Origin of the sequence: Pseudescherichia sp. AS216, assembly GCF_037152055.1 — a bacterium.
GTDB lineage: Bacteria > Pseudomonadota > Gammaproteobacteria > Enterobacterales > Enterobacteriaceae > Pseudescherichia.
In genome coordinates, this window is record NZ_JBBCMV010000005.1 from 64,172 (window position 1) to 86,243 (window position 22,072).

The window sequence follows — 22,072 nt, forward strand, 5'->3', positions numbered from 1 at the left end:
GCGTACGCGTGTTGATTATTGAAACCCTGCCGCTGCTGCGCCAGCACATCCGCAGGCTGCGCCGTGAGGGCCAGCGCATTGCGCTGGTGCCGACCATGGGCAACCTGCACGATGGCCATATGCAGCTGGTTGATGAAGCGAAAACCCATGCTGATGTGGTGGTGGTGAGCATCTTTGTTAATCCCATGCAGTTTGATCGCCCTGACGATCTGCAGCGCTACCCGCGCACCCTGCAGGAAGATTGCGAGAAGCTGAACAAGCGTAAGGTGGATTTTGTCTTCGCCCCTGCCGCCGATCAGGTTTACCCCCAGGGCACCGGCGAGCAGACCTACGTTGACGTTCCTGGCCTCTCTACCATGCTTGAGGGCGCAAGCCGTCCGGGTCATTTCCGCGGCGTGGCGACCATCGTCAGCAAGCTGTTTAACCTGGTCCAGCCGGACGTCGCCTGCTTTGGTGAGAAAGACTTCCAGCAGCTGGCGGTGATCCGCAAGATGGTGGCCGACATGGGCTACGACATCGACATCGTTGGCGTGCCGACGGTGCGTGCTAAAGACGGTCTGGCCCTCAGCTCGCGCAACGGCTACCTCACGGCAGAGCAGCGTAAAATCGCTCCGGCCCTGAGCAAAGAGATGAACGCCCTTGCCGCGAAGCTGCGGGCGGGCAATCGCCAGCTGGAAGAGATGATTGCCGAGGCCGGACAGGCGCTGGATGCAGCCGGTTTTCGTACCGATGAGATCCAGATCCGCGATGCCGACACGCTGCTGGCGCTTACCGATGCCAGCCAGCGGGCGGTGATCCTGATGGCGGCATGGCTTGGCCAGGCGCGTCTCATCGACAACGTGACGGTAGCGCTGACACCGCCGCCAGCGGGCTGATGCTTCACCATATTTTACTCCCGGCGGCGCAGGCGGCCGGGCCAACATAAGCACAAAGGTAGACGTTATGATCCGCACTATGCTGCAAGGCAAGCTCCACCGTGTCAAAGTGACTCAGGCAGATCTGCACTATGAAGGTTCCTGCGCTATTGACCAGGATTTCCTTGAGGCGGCTGGTATCCTGGAATACGAAGCCATCGATATTTACAACGTGACCAACGGCAAGCGCTTCTCCACCTATGCGATTGCCGGCGAGCGCGGCTCAAAAATCATCTCGGTCAACGGCGCGGCGGCCCACTGTGCCGACGTAGGTGACATCCTGATCATCGCCACCTACGTGACGATGCCGGACGAGCAGGCCCGCAGCTGGCAGCCGAAGGTCGCCTACTTTGACGGCGACAACGAGATGAGCCGCAAAGCGAAAGCAGTGCCGGTGCAGGTTGCCTGATCCCTACGGCTGGTTGCCGACCAGCCGTGCCATCTCCTCTAACGAATCCGTTCTTAAGATATAGAGTCGTTTCAGTAAGAACGGATTATCCCCCGGCTTCACCTTCCCCTTCACCGTAGTCACCGCCATATGAAAACCGGCATCCTGCGCGGCCTCGATCGCTTTCTCGTTATAGCCCCCAAAGGGATAGGAGAGATAGTTAACGTGCGGGTTAAACTGCGACAGCGCCCGACGCGAGTGGGCAAAATCGAACTCAATGATATGGTAGCTACGGCTGAGCAGAATTGGATGGCGAGCGGCATCAACCCGATGCAGAAAGTGGGTGTGCGACTGGATGTCAAACACGTCCTGAATGCCGCGCAGCTCCGAGATACTCATAAACTGTAATGATGTCGGGTCCCAGCGCTGCGGGTAAGCTTTAATGCGCGATGAGATGGTAAACGACGTCGCCTTAAAGCCGTACTGCTTGAGGATCGGATAGGCATAGCGGCTAATTGACTTCAGGCCATCGTCAAAGGTGATGACCACTGAGCGGGCCGGCAGGTTGAGCCGGTTCTTGAGGTAGCCCTCCAGCTGATACATGGTCAGGGTGGTATAGCCCCGCTCCCGCAGCCAGGTCATCTGGTTGCTGAAGGCTCGCACCGACGTCGTGGTTGAGGTGTGGCGGAAGCGAGTGTTCTCTTCATCGCGCAGAATGTGGTGGTAGGTGAGCACCGGGATACCGTGATCCTCCTGCGCATCCAGGCTGCTGATATAGGCCAGCCGGTCGCCGATGCGGATCTGGAACCAGGTCTGGTTCAGCCCGTCGCGCAGCTTACCGACGATGGGGTAGCGCAGGTTCTCCGCCAGCATGCCGAAAGGCGCGCTTCTGACGTTAGGCCCGCTGTAGAGCGGGGTCGCTTTCCAGGTGATCAGGTTCTGGTTACTGAGAGGCTTATTGAGATCCCCCAGCCGGTCCTGCACCCGTTTTTTACCGCGCACCGGCTCCAGATGGCCTTTGTCGATAAAGGCCTGGCCAAAGCCGAAGCGAAAGGCGCTGTAGTCCCCTTCTCCATTCGTCACCGCAATAATCTGCCCCGCCTGCAAATAGCCGACGTTGATCACCCGGTCGCCAATCTGCGCCCAGACGGCAGCGGCCTCGGTGGTCTGCATATAGCGAGCCGGGGAGTCCTGATCCAACAGGCGGGCGGAGGCGGCGCTGCTCCATACCAGGAGCAGCGCCAGGAGTAGACGCATGAGCATTGGGATTAGCTACGCAGGCCACGTCCACGCTGGATCAGATACCAGCAGAGCAGGTAGAACCCGACGATAAACACCGCCAGCACGCCGACGGTCATCACCAGCGGCACGTCGCTAATACCCAGGAAACCGAAGCGGAAGCCGCTGATCATATAGACAATCGGGTTAAGGTGCGACAGCCCCTGCCAGAACGGCGGCAGCAGAGTCAGGGAGTAGAATACCCCGCCGAGATAGGTGAGCGGCGTCAGCACAAAGGTCGGGATCAGGCTGATATCATCAAAGGTTTTCGCAAAGACCGCATTCAGCAGGCCCGCCAGCGAGAAGAGCACCGCCGTTAGCAGCAGCGTCAAACCGACAAACAGCCATGAATGCACCTGGAACGGCACGAAGAAGAGCGACACCGCCGTGACCAGCACGCCGACGCACAGCCCGCGCGCCACGCCGCCGCCGACGTAGCCAGCAATGATCACGTGGGTAGGCACCGGGGCCACCAGCAGCTCCTCAATGTTACGCTGGAACTTGGCGCTGAAGAACGACGAGGCGACGTTGGCATAGGCGTTGGTGATCACTGCCATCATGATCAGGCCAGGAACGATAAACTGCATGTAGGTGAAGCCATGCATCTCTCCAATCCGCGATCCGATCAGGTTGCCGAAGATGATGAAATAGAGGGTCATGGTGATCACTGGCGGCACCAGGGTCTGGATCCAGATGCGCATAAAGCGCTGGATCTCTTTGTGCCAGATACTTTTTAGCGCGACCCAGTAGAGCTGCATCATGCGTGGTCTCCTTTTTTATTGTGTACCAGCGTGACAAACAGCTCTTCTAAGCGGTTGGCTTTGTTACGCATGCTTAATACCTGAACGCCCTGGGCGCTGAGCTGGCTAAAGACGCTGTTGATCCCCTGCTCGCGCAGCACCTCAACCTCCAGGGTTGAGGTGTCCACCAGCCGGTACTGGTAACCCTCCAGCTTCGGCAGCGGGCTTTTCGCGGCCAGATCGAGGATAAAGGTCTCTGATTTCAGCTTGGCCAGCAGCGACTTCATGGAGGTGTTCTCCACCAGCTCGCCGTGCTGGATAATGCCGATGTTGCGGCAGAGCATCTCCGCCTCTTCCAGGTAGTGGGTAGTGAGGATAATGGTCGTGCCCTGGGCGTTCAAATCTTTCAGGAAGCCCCACATGGAGCGGCGCAGCTCAATGTCCACCCCGGCGGTAGGTTCGTCGAGGATCAGCAGCTTTGGCTCATGCATCAGCGCCCGGGCGATCATCAGGCGGCGTTTCATCCCGCCGGAGAGCATCCGCGCCTTTTCGTTGCGTTTTTCCCACAGATCGAGCTGCTTAAGGTACTTTTCGCTACGGATCAGCGCTTCGGAGCGCTCAACGCCGTAGTAGCCCGCCTGGTTGACAACGATCTGCTGCACGCTTTCAAACGGGTTGAAGTTGAACTCCTGCGGCACCAGGCCAAGCTGGCGCTTGGCGTTCACCACGTCTTTTTGCAGGTCGTAGCCAAAGACGCTCACCCGCCCAGAGGTTTTATTTACCAGCGAACTGACGATGCCGATAGTGGTCGATTTACCCGCACCGTTGGGTCCCAGAAGCGCGTAGAAGTCACCCGCTTCTACTTTTAAATCAATGCCGCGCAGCGCCTGCACGCCGCCCGGATAGGTTTTTTTAAGCTGCTCAAGCTCCAGTGCAATGGTCATGTCGTTTCGCTTACCTTTTTTCTGACACTCTATGTGTGGTTTAAAATTAAATGGAGTTGACCTATATTAGCTCAACGCTATTACTTGGTTACAGGTCGTTAACCGCCATGAAAGATATAGATACACTCATCAGTAACAATGCACTATGGTCAAAAATGCTGGTGGAAGAGGATCCCGGATTTTTCGAGACCCTGTCAAAAGCCCAGAAGCCGCGTTTCCTGTGGATTGGCTGCTCTGACAGCCGCGTTCCCGCCGAACGTTTGACCGGCCTTGAGCCGGGCGAGCTGTTCGTTCACCGTAACGTAGCCAACCTGGTTATCCACACCGATCTGAACTGCCTGTCGGTGGTGCAGTACGCAGTAGACGTGCTGGAAGTTGAGCACATCATCATCTGCGGCCACTACGGCTGCGGCGGCGTACAGGCGGCGGTTGAGAACCCTGAGCTGGGGCTGATCAACAACTGGCTGCTGCACATCCGTGACATCTGGCTCAAGCACAACGCGCTGCTGAGCGAAATGCCGGAAGAGCGTCGCCTCGACACCCTGTGCGAGCTGAACGTGATGGAGCAGGTCTATAACCTGGGCCACTCAACGATCATGCAGTCGGCGTGGAAGCGCGGGCAGAATGTCACTATCCACGGCTGGGCCTACGGTATCCACGACGGCCTGCTGCGCGATCTTGACGTCACTGCCACCAGCCGCGACACCCTTGAACAGGGCTATCGCAAGGGCGTGTCCAATATCGGCCAGAAGCACATTAACCACAAATAAGCGTGCCATAGCGGCACGCGTTTGTCAGGCCCGGTAAGGCGGAATCGCCTCCGGGCTTTTTTATGCCTGCTCTTCCAGCGGCACCACTTTGCCCACGTAGGGCAGATGGCGATAGCGCTGGGCATAGTCGATGCCGTAACCCACGACAAACTCGTCCGGGATCGAGAAGCCAACAAACTCTACCGGCACTTCAACTTCCCGGCGCGACGGTTTATCCAGCAGGGTGCAGATCGCCAGCGACTTCGGCTCGCGCAGGCTGAGGATCTCACGCACTTTAGAAAGCGTGTTTCCGGAATCGATAATATCTTCGACGATCAGCACGTCCTTACCGCGAATGTCTTCGTCCAGATCCTTGAGGATTTTTACATCACGGGTGGTGGACATACCGCTGCCGTAGCTGGAGGCGGTCATGAAATCGACCTCGTGCGGCACCTGTACTTCACGACACAGGTCGGCCATAAACATAAACGAGCCGCGCAGCAGGCCCACCAGCACCATTTCGCTGCCGCTCTCCTGATAGCGTTCGGTGATTTGACGACCCAGTTCACTAATACGCGCTTTGATCTCCGCTTCCGGGATCATCACTTCAACAGTATGTTTCATATGCTAACCGTTTGATTTTGTAACCACTCACTCGATGCGGATAGCGTCTATTCCGACATCAATTCATTAGCGCGCCAGTATACCAGCAAATGCTTTTATTAGGGGCGTGAGTTAAGAAAAGCCAAATATGTGATGACGGTCACACTTGTTAAATCCTATAATTAATTGCTATCAAAATATTAAACATTAAGAAGAGTGTCTTTCTATGGCAGAAACAAAAGCTCGGACGTCGCGCGTGCTCGTGACGTTAACAGCCCTGTTCGCAGCACTATGCGGGCTATTTCTCCTGATCGGTGGGGTCTGGCTGGTCGCCGTTGGCGGCTCCTGGTACTACCCTGTCGCCGGTCTCGTTATGCTCGGCGTCGCCTGGCTGCTGTGGCGCAGCAAGCGTGCAGCGCTCTGGCTCTACGCTGCGCTCCTGCTCGGCACCATGATCTGGGGCGTCTGGGAAGTCGGCTTCGACTTCTGGGCGCTCACCCCGCGCAGCGACATCCTTGTCTTCTTTGGGATCTGGCTGGTGCTGCCGTTTGTCTGGCGTCGCCTGCTCGTACCTGCGAATGGTGCCGTTGCCGCCCTGCTGGTGGCGCTGGTGATCAGCGGCGGGATGCTGACCTGGGCGGGCTTTAACGATCCGCAGGAGATCAACGGCACGCTGAGCGCTGATGCGACGCCTGCTGCACCGATTTCTCAGGTGGCAGACGCCGACTGGCCGGCCTATGGCCGTAACCAGGAGGGGCAGCGCTACTCCCCGCTGAAGCAGATCAACGCCGACAACGTGCATAAGCTGAAAGAGGCCTGGGTATTCCGTACCGGCGATCTGAAGCTGCCAACCGATCCGGGTGAGATCACTAACGAAGTGACGCCAATTAAGGTTGGCGACACCCTGTTCCTCTGCACCGCGCACCAGCGTCTGTTTGCCCTCGACGCCGCGACCGGTAAAGAGAAGTGGCACTTCGATCCGCAGCTGAACACCAATCCTTCGTTCCAGCACGTGACCTGCCGTGGCGTCTCGTATCATGAGGCGAACGCTAACAATGCCAGCCCGGACGTGGTCGCTAACTGCCCGCGCCGCATCATTCTGCCGGTAAACGATGGTCGTCTGTTCGCCGTCAACGCCGACAACGGCAAGCTGTGTGAATCCTTTGCTAACAAAGGTATTCTGAACCTGCAAACCAACATGCCAGTCACTACCCCAGGCATGTACGAGCCGACCTCACCGCCGATCGTTACCGATAAGGTAATTGTTATTGCCGGTGCGGTAACCGATAACTACTCTACCCGTGAACCGTCTGGCGTTATTCGCGGCTTCGACATCAATACCGGGGCGCTGCTGTGGGCCTTCGATCCGGGTGCGAAAGATCCGAACGCCATTCCGGCGGACGAACATCACTTCACGCCGAACTCACCGAACTCCTGGGCACCTGCGGCCTATGATGCCAAGCTGGATATGGTCTACCTGCCGATGGGCGTGACCACGCCAGACATCTGGGGCGGTAACCGTACGCCGGAGCAGGAGCGTTACGCCAGCTCTATCGTGGCGCTGAACGCCACAACCGGTAAGCTGGTATGGAGCTATCAGACCGTACACCACGACCTGTGGGATATGGATATGCCATCCCAGCCGACGCTGGCGGATATTACCGTGAAGGGTCAGACCGTACCGGTGATCTACGCGCCGGCGAAAACCGGTAACATCTTCGTGCTGGATCGCCGTAACGGTCAGCTGGTTGTTCCAGCGCCAGAGAAGCCGGTTCCGCAGGGTGCGGCCAAAGGCGACTACGTTACCAAAACCCAGCCGTTCTCCGACCTGAGCTTCCGTCCGAAGAAAGATCTGAGCGGGGCAGACATGTGGGGCGCCACTATGTTTGACCAGCTGGTGTGCCGCGTGATCTTCCAGAACCTGCGCTACGAAGGCATTTTCACGCCGCCGTCTGAGCAGGGTACGCTGGTGTTCCCGGGTAACCTGGGGATGTTCGAGTGGGGCGGTATCTCTGTCGATCCGCACCGTCAGGTGGCGATTGCCAACCCGATGGCGCTGCCGTTTGTCTCTAAGCTGATGCCGCGTGGTCCGGGTAACCCGATGGAAGAGCCTGAAAATGGCCAGGGTACCGGCTCTGAGTCAGGTATTCAGCCGCAGTACGGCGTGCCGTACGGTGTCACCCTGAACCCGTTCCTGTCGCCGATTGGTCTGCCGTGTAAACAGCCTGCCTGGGGTTACATCTCTGCGCTGGATCTGAAAACCAATGAAGTGGTGTGGAAAAAACGTATTGGTACCCCGCAGGATAGCCTGCCGTTCCCGATGCCGATCCCACTGCCGTTCACTACCGGTATGCCAATGCTGGGCGGCCCAATCTCTACCGCCGGTAACGTGCTGTTCATCGCGGCGACCGCAGACAACTACCTGCGCGCCTACAACATGAGCAATGGTGAGAAGCTGTGGCAGGGCCGTCTGCCAGCGGGTGGCCAGGCGACGCCGATGACCTATGAAGTGAATGGCAAGCAGTACGTTGTCATCTCTGCGGGCGGTCATGGTTCGTTCGGTACCAAGATGGGCGACTATATCGTTGCCTACGCGCTGCCTGACGACGCGAAGTAATAGAGTTAACGCCCGGTGGCGCTATGCTTACCGGGCCTACCGAGGCCGGACCGACGTTTAACGTTATCCGGCCTTTTTTATACCGTGAATCCCATCATCATTCCCGTATCCTCATGCTCCAGCAGATGACAGTGCGCCATATAGGCATGCTCCTTCGGTGCATCATGATCGAACTTCACCAGCACCTCGCTGCGCGCCCCGTAGACGTTTACCGTATCCTTCCAGCCTGACCGATGCGCCGCTGGCGGCTTGCCGTTTTCAGACAGAATGCGGAACTGCGTGCCGTGAATATGGAACGGATGCTGCATCATGTCCCCCTCCCCTGAAATCACCCAGCGCTCATACTGCCCTTTGCTCGCGGCAAACAGCGGGTTATGCATATCAAAGGCTTTACCGTTGATGCGGTTGGCGCTGTGGAAATCAAACTCGCCGCCATGACCGCCGTGGTCCATGTTCATATTCATGTGACCCATCATGTCGCCGTGGTGCATCCCGGTCATGGCCTTGTCGCCGAACTTATCCTTCAGCGCCTGCATGCCCATCATATCGAGCATCGGATCCATCGACAGGTGGAAGGTGCGCTGGGTTAAACCGGTAAGTTCCGGCAGCGCTGGCACGTTAACCAGGGTATCGGGCAGCGTGCCGGAAGCGGTAACCCGCAGCGGCTGAATGCGCAGGACCGGATGCGGCTGGTCAAACGGTGGAAGGGCCATCCCCATCTGGCTGACGGGCAGCGTAACCAGATCGACTGGCTTGCCGTCGCTGATATCCACCAGCACCTCAAAACGCTCCCCGGTAAGCACCGGCAGCGCCGTTACCGCAACCGGCTCGGCGAGATGACCGCCGTCGCTGGCGATAACATACATCCGACGTCCGTCGCTGAGAGCAAAGTTAAGGGTACGCGCATTGCAGCCGTTCAGCAGGCGCAGACGCAGCCAGCCGCGCGGAGCCGCGTGCTGAGGATAGACCGCCCCGTTTGCCAGTAGGGTATCGCCGAACCAGCCCACCGCCGCGCTCATCACGTCGAGCTGGTAATCGATCTGGCCGTCGGCAGCCAGACGTTTGTCCTGCACGATCACCGGCACGTCGTCGATGCCCCACTGCTTCGGCAGACGCAGCATGCGGCTCTCGTTGTCCTCGATCAGTACCAGTCCCGCCAGCCCCATCGCGACCTGATGGCCCGTTTTGCCATGCTGATGGGGATGAAACCAGCAGGTGGCCGCCCGCTGATCGGGCGTGAAGGTCACTTCCCGCGCCCCGCCCGCCGGGATGATCCCCTGCGGCCCGCCGTCTACCTCCCCCGGCACCTCCAGCCCGTGCCAGTGAACGGTGGTCTCCTCCCGCAGTTGGTTACGGATCTCCACCGTCACTGCTTTACCCTGGCGCAGCTGAAGCGCAGGCCCCAGCAGGTTGCCGTTGTAGCCCCAGGTTGTGGCGGTTTTCTCGCCAAAGGTAGAGGAACCCACCTGCACGGTAAGCCTGATGCGGCTTTGAGCGTCGGGAGTGAGCAGATCGGGAATGGGCAGCGTCGTTTGCTCCCCTGTTGCGGCGGCCCGCGCCCACGTCGGCAGTGCACCGATAACGCCAAGCGCGGCGGAATATTTGAGAAAATCACGGCGTTGCATAGTCGAATCCTTATCGTCGGCAAACGGTCTCCTGAGCTTAAACCCTGCCCCTGCGGCAAGGTCAAGCGAAAGGCGAATAATAAAGATCGTCGCCTTACCCCCAAGTATGCTAACGTTTAATTTCCGTGATGTTTTGGTAAGAAGAATGAAGATGTTTTTCAGAACCGTTGTGTTCACCAGCCTGCTGGCGATGTCAGCAAATAGTTATGCGCTCAGCGAATCTGAAGCGGAGGACATGGCCGATCTGACGGCAGTGTTCGTGTTTCTGAAAAACGACTGTGGTTACCAGAATCTACCGAATGGCCAGATCCGCCGGGCGCTGGTGTTTTTTGCCCAGCAGAACCAGTGGGACCTGAGCAACTACGACACCTTTGATATGAAATCCCTCGGCGAAGATAGCTATCGCGATCTCAGCGGCATTGGCATTCCGGTTGCCAAAAAATGCAAAGCGCTGGCCCGGGACTCCCTCAGCCTGCTGGCCTACGTCAAGTAACATAAACCCTCCTCCCCTGCTAAAGTTATAGCCGTGCATCAGCGGCTGTAGTTAGCTATGATGTTGCGCCCATTTTGTGTGGATGTTAACGAAGGAGGATGCATGGCTGATACCCGCCAGTGGCATGAAACGCTGCATGACCAGTTTGGTCAGTACTTTGCCGTTGATAATGTGCTCTACCACGAGAAGACCGACCACCAGGATCTGATCATCTTTGAGAACGCCGCCTTTGGCCGCGTGATGGCGCTGGACGGCGTTGTCCAGACCACCGAGCGTGACGAATTTATCTATCACGAAATGATGACCCACGTTCCGCTGCTGGCCCACGGCCAGGCGAAGCATGTGCTGATCATCGGCGGCGGCGACGGCGCGATGCTGCGCGAAGTGAGTCGGCATAAAAACGTTGAGACCATCACCATGGTCGAGATCGACGAAGGGGTTGTATCATTCTGCCGCCAGTATCTGCCGAACCACAACGCAGGCAGCTACGACGATCCGCGCTTTACGCTGGTGATTGACGACGGCGTCAATTTCGTCAACCAGACCGCGCAAACCTTTGACGTCATTATCTCTGACTGTACCGATCCGGTGGGGCCGGGCGAGAGCCTGTTTACCTCCGACTTCTATGCGGGCTGCAAGCGCTGCCTGAATCCAGGCGGGATCTTCGTTGCCCAGAACGGCGTAAGCTTCCTGCAGCAGGATGAAGCCGTGGGCAGTCACAAAAAGCTGAGCCACTACTTTAGCGATGTGAGTTTCTATCAGGCGGCGGTGCCCACCTACTACGGCGGCATCATGACCTTCGCCTGGGCGACGGACAACGAGATCCTGCGTAACCTCTCTACGGAGATTATCCAGGCGCGCTTCCACAACGCTGCCCTGACCTGCCGCTACTACAATCCGGCTGTCCATACGGCGTCCTTCGCCCTGCCGCAATACCTGCTAGATGCGCTCTCCTCAGGAGGTGATGAAAATTGAAAAAACTGAAACTGCATGGCTTTAACAACCTGACCAAAAGCCTGAGTTTTTGTATCTACGATATCTGTTATGCCAAAACCGCCGAAGAGCGTGACGGCTATATCGCCTATATCGACGAACTCTATAACGCAAACCGTCTGACGGAGATCCTCACCGAAACCTGCTCAATCATCGGCGCGAACATCCTCAACGTTGCCCGCCAGGACTATGAGCCGCAGGGGGCGAGCGTGACGATTCTGGTGAGCGAAGAGCCGGTCGATCCGACCCTGATTGATAAAACCGCGCACCCCGGCCCGCTGCCGGAGACGGTGGTAGCCCACCTCGATAAGAGCCACATCTGCGTGCATACCTATCCAGAGAGCCACCCGGAAGGGGGCCTGTGCACCTTCCGCGCCGACATTGAGGTCTCAACCTGCGGCGTCATCTCCCCGCTGAAGGCGCTGAACTACCTGATCCATCAGCTGGAGTCGGACATCGTCACCGTTGACTACCGCGTGCGCGGTTTTACCCGCGACATCAACGGCATGAAGCACTTCATTGACCATGAGATCAACTCGATTCAGAACTTCCTCTCTGAGGATATGAAGTCGCTGTATGACATGGTGGACGTGAACGTCTATCAGGAGAACATCTTCCATACCAAGATGATGCTGAAAGAGTTCGACCTGAAGCACTATATGTTCCACACCCGTCCCGAAGATCTTACTGCCGAAGAGCGGGAAGCCATTACCGAATCGCTGTGGAAAGAGATGCGCGAGATCTACTACGCGCGCAATATTCCCGCCGTGTAATCTCTTCTGAAGCCGGAGCAGGGACGCTCCGACAATCTTTTTAAATCACGTTACTTCTGCTGAATAAACGTGCGGTACGCGGTGACGACCTGGAGAAAATCCTCAACGCCACACAGCGACAGGCTCTCTTCGTCGTAGTAGCTCATCCCCTCTTCAATCTCATCCCCGGAGAACTCCAGCTGGTTAGCGCGGATGATGACCTCTTCTCCGTCCATCCAGAGCGTGTATTCGTGACCAATTCGCTGCCACTGGCGCTCGCTGCCTTTGACGGTTTTCGCCGCCTGCTCCACTTCATCCAGCAGGGCCAGATTCTCTTTCACCTCTTCGTTAAACCAGTGTCCGACCACTTCGTGGCCCATCGACATGCGCACTTTCACCTGGCCCGTGATGTCGCGTAAAAATTCGTAATCCATGTTTTTTTCCTCACATCCGCAATAGAGTAATTATCGCAGCCGCGGAGAAGAAAAACAGCGTAACGGAGAGAAGGAGAGGAAATAAAAAAACCCCTTCGGGAGACGAAGGGGTTTTATGCTGGCCTAAGGTCTGGCCTGACTTACACGGCGGTCTGGAAGATCACGCCGTCGGCTTTTTCGGTGTACTGACCGAGCTGGTCAAAGTTCAGATAGCGATAGGTATCCACCGCTGTCTTATCGACCTGCGCCATAAAGATCTGGTACTCGTCCGGCGTCGGCAGTTTACCCAGCAGCGACGACACCGCCGCCAGCTCCGCTGATGCCAGGAAGACGTTCGCCCCGGTACCCAGACGGTTCGGGAAGTTACGCGTCGAGGTCGACACCACCGTTGAACCATCGGCTACGCGCGCCTGGTTACCCATGCACAGCGAGCAGCCTGGGATCTCAATACGCGCCCCGCTCTTACCGAAGACGCTGTAGTAGCCCTCTTCCGTCAGCTGAGCGGCATCCATACGGGTTGGCGGCGCGACCCACAGACGGGTCGGCAGCTGGCCCTGATGGCTGTCCAGCAGCTTACCGGCAGCGCGGAAGTGACCGATGTTGGTCATGCACGAGCCGATAAACACTTCGTCAATCTTCTCACCGGCTACGTCAGAGAGCAGACGTGCATCATCCGGATCGTTCGGCGCGCAGAGGATCGGCTCTTTGATATCGGCCAGATCGATCTCGATGACTGCAGCGTACTCGGCATCGGCATCGGCTTCCAGCAGTTGCGGATCTGCCAGCCACTTCTCCATGCCCTGAATGCGGCGCTCGATGGTACGGCGATCGCCGTAGCCTTCCGCAATCATCCACTTCAGCAGCACGATGTTAGAGGTCAGGTACTCGGTGATCGGTGCCTTATCCAGCTTGATGGTACAGCCTGCAGCGGAACGCTCGGCAGAGGCATCAGCCAGTTCAAAGGCCTGCTCTACTTTCAGCTCCGGCAGGCCTTCGATCTCAAGGATGCGGCCAGAGAAGATGTTTTTCTTCCCTTTCTTCTCAACGGTCAGCAGCCCCTGACGGATCGCGTACAGCGGAATAGCATGCACCAGATCGCGCAGGGTAATGCCCGGCTGCATGGTGCCTTTGAAGCGCACCAGCACCGACTCCGGCATATCCAGCGGCATCACGCCGGTCGCGGCGGCAAACGCCACCAGACCAGAGCCTGCCGGGAAGGAGATCCCTACCGGGAAGCGGGTGTGGGAGTCACCGCCGGTGCCGACGGTATCCGGCAGCAGCATACGGTTCAGCCAGGAGTGGATGATGCCATCCCCCGGACGCAGAGAGACGCCGCCACGGTTCATGATGAAGTCTGGCAGCGTATGGTGCGTAGTGACGTCCACCGGCTTCGGATAGGCCGCAGTATGGCAGAAGGACTGCATCACCAGGTCGGCGGAGAAGCCGAGGCAAGCCAGATCTTTCAGTTCATCACGGGTCATTGGACCGGTGGTGTCCTGCGAGCCAACCGAGGTCATTTTCGGTTCGCAGTATTCGCCAGGGCGAACACCGGTCACGCCACAGGCGCGGCCCACCATTTTTTGCGCCAGCGAGAAGCCCTTGTTGCTGGCTTCGACCGGCTTCGCGCTGCGGAAGACGTCGCTGTGCGGCATGCCCAGCGCTTCGCGCGCCTTGGTGGTCAGGCCACGGCCGATAATCAGCGGAATACGGCCCCCGGCGCGTACTTCGTCGATCAGCACGTCGGTTTTCAGCTCAAAGCTGGCCAGCAGTTCGCCGGTCTCGTGGTTGCGCACTTCGCCTTTAAACGGGTAGACGTCAATCACGTCACCCATGTTCAGGTTGTTCACGTCCACTTCGACAGGCAGCGCACCGGCATCTTCCATGGTGTTGAAGAAGATAGGTGCGATTTTGCCGCCCAGCACCAGACCACCGCCGCGCTTGTTCGGCACGAACGGAATGTCGTCGCCCATAAACCACAGCACCGAGTTGGTAGCGGATTTACGCGAGGAGCCGGTACCGACCACGTCACCAACGTAGGCCAGCGGGAAACCTTTTTTGTTCAGCTCTTCAATCTGCTTGATTGGGCCAACGGCACCGGCAACGTCCGGCACAATGCCTTCACGGGCGTTTTTCAGCATCGCCAGCGCGTGCAGCGGGATATCCGGGCGTGACCATGCATCCGGTGCCGGAGAGAGGTCATCGGTGTTGGTTTCACCGGTCACTTTAAAGACGGTAACGGTAATTTTTTCAGCCAGCGGCGGGCGGCTCAGGAACCACTCGGCGTTAGCCCAGGAGAGCATTACCTGCTGCGCGTGGGCGTTGCCCGCTTTTGCTTTCTCTTCTACGTCGTAGAAGTTGTCGAACATCAGCAGCGTATGGGAGAGCGCTTTTGCAGCAATGGGGGCCAGCGCGTCGTTGTCCAGCGCATCAATCAGCGGATGGATGTTGTAACCACCCTGCATGGTGCCCAGCAGCTCAACGGCTTTTTCCGCTGTAATCAGCGGCGAGGTGGCTTCACCTTTTACGATAGCGGCCAGGAAGCCGGCTTTTACATAGGCGGCTTCATCAACGCCCGGCGGAACACGGTTGGACAGCAGATCTAACAGGAACTCTTCTTCACCCGCTGGCGGGGATTTCAGCAGCTCGACCAGTGCGGCCATTTGGGTTGCATCGATAGGCTTGGGTACAATTCCCTGGGCAGCACGTTCGGCTACGTGCTTACGGTATTCTTCTAGCACGACGGTATTTCTCCTCGCTCTCATTGTCATAGTGCGGCGGGCGATCTCTTCATGCTTCTGTAAACAGTAGTTTGTAGGGTAATGCCCGATACCGCATTGGGCAGCATATCAGGATTTAGGGGGGGTGTTAATCTGTTTACAAAAAAGCAACATTAAATATTAGCTGAATCGTTAAGGTTCAACTAATGCCCTTTGTCCTTGCAAGATAAAGGGATTTTTAGCTACCTTTTTTGCTGGCTCTCAGCACCCGCAACATTAATCAAAAAATAAATTCGCTTCTCTCTCATACTCACCTTAAACCTGACCCTGCGATTTCTATGGAAATCGGGAGAGAGAAAATGACCCTGCCCTTCAAATACGCTGCGCTTGCCCTTGTATGCAGCGCCGGGCTCTTTGCCGCCTCGGGCGTACTGTACGTTAAGAGCCGTCCCCCTGAAACGCCTGTCCAGACAGTGCCTGTGACTCCCCAACCCCAGCCGCCGGTAGCGAAGCCCGCGTTTACCTCAGCGCAGATCGATCAGTGGGTCGCGCCGGTGGCGCTCTACCCCGATCCGCTGCTCTCCCAGGTTTTAATGGCGGCTACCTACCCGGCCAACGTCGTGCAGGCCGTGCAGTGGTCGCGGGATAATCCGACTCTAAAAGGCGATGCGGCCATTCAGGCGGTATCAGGTCAGCCCTGGGACCCGAGCGTGAAGTCGCTGGTCGCCATTCCGCAGCTGATGGCATTGATGGGCGAGAACCCAGAGTGGGTGCAAAATCTTGGCGATGCGTTTCTGGCCCAGCCGCAGGATGTCATGGACTCCGTACAGCGCCTACGGCAGCTGGCCCAGCAGACCGGGACGCTAAAATCGACGCCACAGCAGACGGTAAGCAGCACGCCAAAGAGAGCATCCGCACCTGCAACGGTGCAAAGCAGCAATGCGCCCGCGCCAGCCCCAACGGTAATCAAAATTGAACCTGCCGATCCACAGGTGGTTTACGTCCCTAACTACAACCCCGCCACGGTCTACGGCAGTTGGCCAAACACGGCCTACCCGCCGGTCTATCTGCCCCCGCCTCCCGGCCAGCAGTTTGCAGACAGCTTCGTCAAAGGCTTTGGCTATAGCCTGGGCGTGGCCACCACCTATGCCCTGTTCAGCAACATCGACTGGGATGATGACGATCACCACCACGATGACGATCATCACCATGACGACGACTATCACGGCAACGGCTATCAGCATAACGGGGACAACATCAACATCAACGTTAATAACTTTAACCGTATCTCAGGGCAGCATCTGCACGGGCAGAATATGACCTGGCAGCATAACCCGGCGTATCGCGACGGCGTCCCCTACCAGAACGGCGCGGTTGCCCAGCGTTTTCACCCCACTGAGGTGAGCGGCGGACTGAGCGCCACGCAGCAACCGGCTGCCTCACGAGATAACCAGCGCCAGGCAGCCATGGCGCAGTTTGAACAGCGCAGCCACACGCCCACCAGCAGCGTGGCGGGGGTGTCGTCCCGTGAGGCCCAGCGTAAGGCCGCCTCGCAGCAGCTAAACAAGGTTGCCCAGCGGAATAACTATCGCGGCTACGATAGCGATACGCCGCGTCCTACCCAGCAGGCGAAACAGCGGCACGAGACGCGACAGCAGCGACCAACCTCTACGAATCTGCAGCGCGAACAGCGTCTGGCCAGTACCCGCGCCAACGCCTTTAGCGGCAACGACAGCCGCTCGCCCTCGTGGCAGTCGCAGCAGCTGCGGGGCCAGCAGAGCCGCCGCATCAACAGCGGCAACCTTGAACAGCGTGGCGCGGGGCGTGAAGGCCTCTCTGAACAGCGCGAGTTTCGCCGTCGTTAACCGGAGCCAACAATGAAAAAAATCCTGTTAAGTACCCTGCTGCTCTCACTGCCCTTTATGAGCGATGCCCAGCAGCTATTTTCCACTCCTGACGAGGCGGCTAACGCCTTTGCGGCGGCGGTGGCCGATCAAAATGAGGCCCGGCTCGCTGCCGTGCTGGGTGATGACTGGCGACAGTTTTTGCCGCAGGAAGAGGTCGATCCCGAAGCCATTGCCCGCTTTAACCGCGACTGGGCGGTGAAGCATGAGGTCGTCGAGCAGGCGGATGTTGCCCATCTTAACGTTGGGGATGATGGCTGGCAGCTGCCGATCCCCATCGTCAAAATCGCCGCAGGGTGGCATTTCGATATGTCTGCCGCTCAGGAGGAGATCCTCACCCGCGCTATTGGCCGCAACGAGCTGTCGGCGATTGAAGCCATGCATGCCTACGTTAATGCTCAGTATGATTACCGCCAGCGTAAGCAAGTCTATGCCACCAGGCTTATCAGCAGTGAAGGTCAGCAGGACGGTCTCTACTGGCCGGTACAGCCAGGCGAAACGCCCAGCCCGCTGGGTCCGGCATTTAGCCCTGGCGAGCCGGGCGTAGGTTACCACGGCTACCATTTCCGCATTATTCAGAGCGACAGTGCTCAGGGGTTTGCCCTGCTGGCGTGGCCGGTAGAGTGGCAAAAAACCGGGGTAATGAGCTTTATGGTAAATCAGGACGATCGGATCTATCAGGCGGATTTAGGCAAGGAGACGGGTAAGAAAGCGCAGGCGATCAATACGTTTGCCGCCGCTGAGCCCTGGCAGCCTGTGGAACCTTAAGCAGAGTAGGCCCGGTAAGCGTAGCGCCACCGGGCATTGATCGGTTAATGCCTTCATGCCGGGCGGCACTGCGTTTGCCCGGCCTACGATGCTCAGCCCTGATGGGGCATCAGACCAGGGTCGCCTTTCACCGGCGGCTTGCCGCTGTTGAGCACCGCCTCATCGGCCTGAATGCTGCCGGAGTTCTTCGCCCACTCCCCTTCCCCCGTCTGGGTAACCTGCTGATGCTGAGCGTTCAGGTTTTCCCCCATTGCCGCAATATGCGTGCTTTGCGTGCCGCCGCTGTTATCAGCCCAGGGAATAGTGGCATCGTCAGCCATCGCCATACCGGAAACCAGCGCCGTCGCTAATGCGGCAGTTGTCCAAAATAATTTCACCATGCACTCCTTGTATTCGTTGTGAGAGGCCAGCGTAGAACAAATTAGATTTCCGGCCGGTATCAAAATACGAAGGGATATTTCTTTCAAAACAAGGGAGTTTCGGCTTTCATGCGGTTTCTGTAACGCGGAAGAGGGATTAGGCGTAATAAAATCTGTCTTTTCGTGCACTTAGTACATCTTTTGCAATTTACTGACATAAAAAAAGCGGCTCCGTGAGCCGCTTTAATCATACTGCGTCGAAGATTACTTCTTCTTCGCTTTCGCGTTCGGCAGGTCGGTGATGCTACCTTCGAACACTTCTGCCGCCAGACCCACGGATTCGTGCAGGGTCGGGTGCGCATGGATGGTGAGCGCGATATCTTCAGCGTCACAGCCCATTTCGATAGCCAGACCGATCTCACCCAGCAGCTCGCCGCCGTTGGTGCCGACAATCGCACCACCGATCACACGGTGAGTTTCTTTGTCGAAGATCAGTTTGGTCACGCCGTCTGCGCAGTCGGAAGCGATAGCACGGCCAGAAGCAGCCCACGGGAAGGTGGCGGTTTCGTAGCTGATGCCTTTCTCTTTCGCTTCTTTCTCGGTCAGGCCAACCCAGGCAACTTCTGGCTCGGTGTAGGCGATAGACGGGATCACTTTCGGATCGAAGTAGTGTTTCATGCCGGCGATAACTTCAGCGGCAACGTGACCTTCGTGAACCCCTTTGTGCGCCAGCATCGGCTGACCGACGATATCGCCGATAGCAAAGATGTGCGGTACGTTGGTACGCAGCTGCTTGTCAACGCGGATGAAGCCACGGTCGTCCACTTCGACGCCCGCTTTGCCTGCGTCGAGGTTTTTACCGTTCGGCACGCGGCCGATAGCCACCAGCACCGCGTCGTAACGCTGCGCTTCAGCCGGGGCTTTTTTGCCTTCCATGGAAACGTAGATGCCGTCTTCTTTCGCTTCAACGGCGGTCACTTTGGTTTCCAGCATCAGGTTGAACTTCTTGCTGATGCGCTTGGTGAAGACTTTAACGATATCTTTGTCAGCGGCCGGGATAACCTGGTCGAACATCTCAACCACGTCGATCTCTGAACCCAGCGCATGGTAAACGGTACCCATTTCCAGACCGATGATGCCACCGCCCATAACCAGCAGACGCTTCGGCACTTCTTTCAGCTCCAGCGCATCGGTGGAGTCCCACACGCGCGGATCTTCATGCGGAATGAACGGCAGTTCAATCGGACGGGAGCCTGCCGCGATGATCGCGTTGTCGAAGTTGATCACGGTTTTGCCGTTTTCGCCTTCCACTTCCAGGGTGTTCGCGCCGGTGAATTTGCCCAGGCCGTTAACCACTTTCACTTTACGGCCTTTTGCCATGCCCGCCAGACCGCCGGTCAGCTGGTTGATGACTTTTTCTTTCCAGGTACGAATTTTGTCGATGTCGGTTTGCGGCTCGCCAAAAACGATACCGTGCTCGGCCAGCGCTTTCGCTTCTTCGATCACTTTCGCTACGTGCAGCAGCGCTTTCGAAGGGATACAGCCGACGTTCAGGCAAACACCACCGAGGGTGCTGTAACGCTCAACAATGACGGTTTCCAGACCTAAATCCGCTGCGCGAAACGCTGCAGAATAACCTGCCGGGCCTGCCCCAAGTACCACGACCTGAGTTTTGATTTCAGTACTCATCATGACCTCTTAATTATTTCCGGCCGTACAAAGTGCTTGTGCTTTGCATCCGCCGGGACGTTCTATCCGCCCGCAGTTTACAAAATTGTTAACATTTTTGAAACAACAAACGGCAAACGAAGTGTCCTTTGTCCCAGTAACCTCAACAACATAATGAGATTACCAGAAAAAAGCCGACCGTCAGGCCGGCTTTTACGATTACATCACCAGACGGCGGATGTCAGACAGCATGTTGTTGATGATGGTAATGAAACGCGCACCATCAGCACCGTCGATCACGCGGTGGTCGAAGGAGAGAGAGATCGGCATCATCAGACGCGGTACGAACTCTTTCCCGTTCCAGACCGGCTCCATCGCGGACTTAGAGACGCCCAGGATGGCCACTTCCGGCGCGTTAACGATCGGCGCGAAGTGGGTAGTACCCAGGCCGCCGATGCTGGAGATGGTGAAGCAACCGCCCTGCATTTCGCCAGCGGTCAGCTTGCCATCACGCGCTTTCTTGGAGATCACGGTCAGCTCACGAGACAGCTCGGTGATGCTCTTCTTATTCACATCTTTAAAGACCGGAACAACCAGACCGTTCGGAGTATCAACCGCAACGCCGATGTTGATGTATTTCTTCAGCGTCAGGCGCTGTGCATCTTCGGACAGCGAGCTGTTGAAGCGCGGCATCTGCTCCAGGGCAGCGGCAACGGCTTTCATGATGAAGACAACCGGGGTGAATTTCACGTCCAGTTTGCGCTTCTCAGCTTCGGCGTTCTGCTGTTTACGGAACGCTTCCAGATCGGTGATGTCGGTTTTGTCGAAGTGAGTAACGTGTGGGATCATCACCCAGTTACGGCTCAGGTTGGCACCGGAGATTTTCTGGATACGGCCCAGCTCAACTTCTTCAACTTCACCAAACTTGCTGAAGTCCACTTTCGGCCACGGCAGCATGCCTGGCAGACCACCACCGGTTGCGGCAGCAGCAGGTGCAGATTCAGCGCGCTTAACGGCGTCTTTCACGTAAGCCTGAACGTCTTCGCGCAGGATACGGCCTTTACGACCGGTGCCTTTCACTTTCGCCAGGTTCACACCGAACTCGCGCGCCAGGCGGCGGATCAGCGGGGTCGCGTGGACGTAAGCGTCGTTTTCAGCGAACTCAGATTTACCTTCTGCTTTCGCAGCCGGAGCCGCAGCAGGTTTAGCAGCCTGAGCCGGTGCAGCAGCTGGCGCCGGAGCGGCAGCGGCCGGGGCAGCAGCAGGCGCAGCGCCTTCTACTTCGAAGACCATGATCAGGGAGCCGGTTGAGACTTTGTCGCCGGTGCTGATTTTGATCTCTTTAACGGTACCGGCGAACGGTGCCGGAACTTCCATAGAGGCTTTGTCACCTTCAACGGTGATCAGTGACTGCTCAGCGGTGACTTTGTCGCCCACTTTCACCATCACTTCAGTGACTTCAACTTCGTCACCGCCGATGTCCGGCACGTGAACTTCTTTCGCGCCAGCGGCAGCAGCTGGCGCAACAGCAGCCTGCTCTTTCACTTCCGGCTTGGCAGCGGCGGCAGCCGGGGCAGCGCCCGCGACCTCGAAGATCATGATCAGGGAGCCGGTAGAGACTTTGTCACCGGTGTTGATCTTGATCTCTTTAACGGTACCTTCGAACGGTGCCGGGACTTCCATAGAGGCTTTATCACCCTCTACGACAATCAGGGACTGCTCAGCGGTAACGGTATCGCCCACTTTTACCAGGATCTCGGTCACTTCAACTTCGTCACCGCCGATGTCCGGTACGTTCACTTCTTTCGCTGCCGCGGCAGCTGCTGGAGCAGCGGCCGGAGCGGCTTCTTTCTTCTCTTCCTGCGCAGGTGCAGCAGCTGCTGCACCGTCGGCGGAATCGAAAATCATGATCAGTTTACCGGTCTCGGTTTTGTCGCCAACAGAGACTTTGATCTCTTTAACAACGCCAGCCTGAGGAGACGGAACTTCCATAGAGGCTTTATCGCCCTCTACGACGATCAGCGACTGTTCAGCTTCAACTTTGTCGCCCACGTTGACCAGAATCTCGGTGATCTCTACTTCGTCCGACCCGATGTCCGGTACATTGATTTCGATAGCCATTCTCT

Annotated in this window: 19 protein-coding genes; 9 read left to right on the forward strand and 10 right to left on the reverse strand. The window is 57.5% G+C overall.

The annotated features are described in order from the left end of the window. Positions 1–8 precede the first annotated feature (8 nt). Together panC and panD are read left to right on the forward strand one after the other, a co-directional pair. Positions 9–875, forward strand: a complete 867-nt coding sequence (panC, locus tag WFN61_RS15285; RefSeq protein ID WP_144817679.1) for a pantoate--beta-alanine ligase — start codon at positions 9–11, stop codon at positions 873–875. Positions 876–942: 67 nt separating this feature from the next. Then, positions 943–1,323 carry an aspartate 1-decarboxylase gene (panD, locus tag WFN61_RS15290; protein ID WP_144817678.1) on the forward strand — a complete coding sequence of 127 codons (381 nt, stop codon included), beginning with the start codon at positions 943–945 and terminating at the stop codon, positions 1,321–1,323. Between the two features lie 3 nt (positions 1,324–1,326). On the opposite strand, the gene WFN61_RS15295 is transcribed toward panD, so the two are convergent. The 3 genes from WFN61_RS15295 to WFN61_RS15305 are packed head-to-tail and all read right to left on the reverse strand — an operon-like array spanning position 1,327 to position 4,264. Continuing rightward, entirely contained in the window at positions 1,327–2,571 is a 1,245-nt protein-coding gene (locus WFN61_RS15295; RefSeq protein ID WP_257759093.1) for a polysaccharide deacetylase family protein, read from the reverse strand. Continuing rightward, positions 2,571–3,341, reverse strand: coding sequence for an ABC transporter permease (locus tag WFN61_RS15300; RefSeq protein WP_144817676.1), 771 nt, complete (start codon positions 3,339–3,341; stop codon positions 2,571–2,573). Before WFN61_RS15300 ends, WFN61_RS15295 begins: the two co-directional genes overlap by 1 nt. Next, positions 3,338–4,264: an ABC transporter ATP-binding protein gene (locus WFN61_RS15305; protein ID WP_222889619.1), complete on the reverse strand. Its 927-nt coding sequence runs from the start codon at positions 4,262–4,264 to the stop codon at positions 3,338–3,340. The genes WFN61_RS15300 and WFN61_RS15305 overlap by 4 nt, the downstream gene beginning before the upstream one ends. A gap of 107 nt (positions 4,265–4,371) precedes the next feature. Here WFN61_RS15305 and can point away from each other — a divergent pair, with 107 nt between their 5' ends. Then, complete coding sequence (gene can / locus WFN61_RS15310) at positions 4,372–5,034, forward strand: carbonate dehydratase (RefSeq protein ID WP_042390559.1); 663 nt, start codon at positions 4,372–4,374, stop codon at positions 5,032–5,034. Between the two features lie 60 nt (positions 5,035–5,094). Here the strand turns inward: can and hpt are convergent, their stop codons facing one another. Next, positions 5,095–5,637 carry a hypoxanthine phosphoribosyltransferase gene (gene hpt, locus WFN61_RS15315; RefSeq protein ID WP_042390558.1) on the reverse strand — a complete coding sequence of 181 codons (543 nt, stop codon included), beginning with the start codon at positions 5,635–5,637 and terminating at the stop codon, positions 5,095–5,097. Positions 5,638–5,842: 205 nt separating this feature from the next. Here hpt and WFN61_RS15320 point away from each other — a divergent pair, with 205 nt between their 5' ends. Continuing rightward, a complete protein-coding gene (locus WFN61_RS15320) occupies positions 5,843–8,233 on the forward strand; it encodes a glucose/quinate/shikimate family membrane-bound PQQ-dependent dehydrogenase (protein WP_312273051.1) in 2,391 nt (796 codons plus the stop codon). Between the two features lie 77 nt (positions 8,234–8,310). On the opposite strand, the gene cueO is transcribed toward WFN61_RS15320, so the two are convergent. Next, positions 8,311–9,858 (reverse strand): multicopper oxidase CueO, encoded by a 1,548-nt coding sequence (cueO, locus tag WFN61_RS15325; protein ID WP_312282430.1) that lies wholly within the window; start codon positions 9,856–9,858, stop codon positions 8,311–8,313. 145 nt (positions 9,859–10,003) lie between these two features. Here cueO and WFN61_RS15330 point away from each other — a divergent pair, with 145 nt between their 5' ends. From WFN61_RS15330 to speD, 3 genes are all read left to right on the forward strand, one after another. Continuing rightward, positions 10,004–10,351 carry a YacC family pilotin-like protein gene (locus WFN61_RS15330; protein ID WP_103820681.1) on the forward strand — a complete coding sequence of 116 codons (348 nt, stop codon included), beginning with the start codon at positions 10,004–10,006 and terminating at the stop codon, positions 10,349–10,351. Between the two features lie 102 nt (positions 10,352–10,453). Beyond that, positions 10,454–11,326: a polyamine aminopropyltransferase gene (gene speE, locus WFN61_RS15335; protein ID WP_144817671.1), complete on the forward strand. Its 873-nt coding sequence runs from the start codon at positions 10,454–10,456 to the stop codon at positions 11,324–11,326. Continuing rightward, positions 11,323–12,117 carry an adenosylmethionine decarboxylase gene (speD, locus tag WFN61_RS15340; protein ID WP_312235808.1) on the forward strand — a complete coding sequence of 265 codons (795 nt, stop codon included), beginning with the start codon at positions 11,323–11,325 and terminating at the stop codon, positions 12,115–12,117. Before speE ends, speD begins: the two co-directional genes overlap by 4 nt. Before the next feature lie 50 nt (positions 12,118–12,167). Here the strand turns inward: speD and yacL are convergent, their stop codons facing one another. After that, the gene (gene yacL, locus WFN61_RS15345) at positions 12,168–12,530 is read right to left on the reverse strand and encodes a protein YacL (protein WP_144817669.1); all 363 of its coding nucleotides are present in this window, start codon (positions 12,528–12,530) and stop codon (positions 12,168–12,170) included. A gap of 140 nt (positions 12,531–12,670) precedes the next feature. Then, on the reverse strand, positions 12,671–15,268 hold the full coding sequence (gene acnB, locus WFN61_RS15350; protein ID WP_312778409.1) for a bifunctional aconitate hydratase 2/2-methylisocitrate dehydratase: 2,598 nt from the start codon (positions 15,266–15,268) through the stop codon (positions 12,671–12,673). A gap of 338 nt (positions 15,269–15,606) precedes the next feature. Here acnB and WFN61_RS15355 point away from each other — a divergent pair, with 338 nt between their 5' ends. Beyond that, positions 15,607–17,112 carry a DUF3300 domain-containing protein gene (locus WFN61_RS15355; protein WP_337038904.1) on the forward strand — a complete coding sequence of 502 codons (1,506 nt, stop codon included), beginning with the start codon at positions 15,607–15,609 and terminating at the stop codon, positions 17,110–17,112. A gap of 12 nt (positions 17,113–17,124) precedes the next feature. Next, entirely contained in the window at positions 17,125–17,919 is a 795-nt protein-coding gene (locus WFN61_RS15360; protein ID WP_337038905.1) for a DUF2950 family protein, read from the forward strand. 92 nt (positions 17,920–18,011) lie between these two features. Here WFN61_RS15360 and WFN61_RS15365 read toward each other — a convergent pair whose 3' ends face one another. The 3 genes from WFN61_RS15365 to aceF form a co-directional block, all read right to left on the reverse strand. Continuing rightward, positions 18,012–18,296 (reverse strand): hypothetical protein, encoded by a 285-nt coding sequence (locus WFN61_RS15365; RefSeq protein ID WP_144817718.1) that lies wholly within the window; start codon positions 18,294–18,296, stop codon positions 18,012–18,014. 246 nt (positions 18,297–18,542) lie between these two features. Beyond that, positions 18,543–19,967, reverse strand: a complete 1,425-nt coding sequence (gene lpdA, locus WFN61_RS15370) for a dihydrolipoyl dehydrogenase (RefSeq protein WP_144817717.1) — start codon at positions 19,965–19,967, stop codon at positions 18,543–18,545. Between the two features lie 198 nt (positions 19,968–20,165). Further along, the gene (gene aceF, locus WFN61_RS15375) at positions 20,166–22,067 is read right to left on the reverse strand and encodes a pyruvate dehydrogenase complex dihydrolipoyllysine-residue acetyltransferase (RefSeq protein WP_257759045.1); all 1,902 of its coding nucleotides are present in this window, start codon (positions 22,065–22,067) and stop codon (positions 20,166–20,168) included. Positions 22,068–22,072 lie beyond the last annotated feature (5 nt).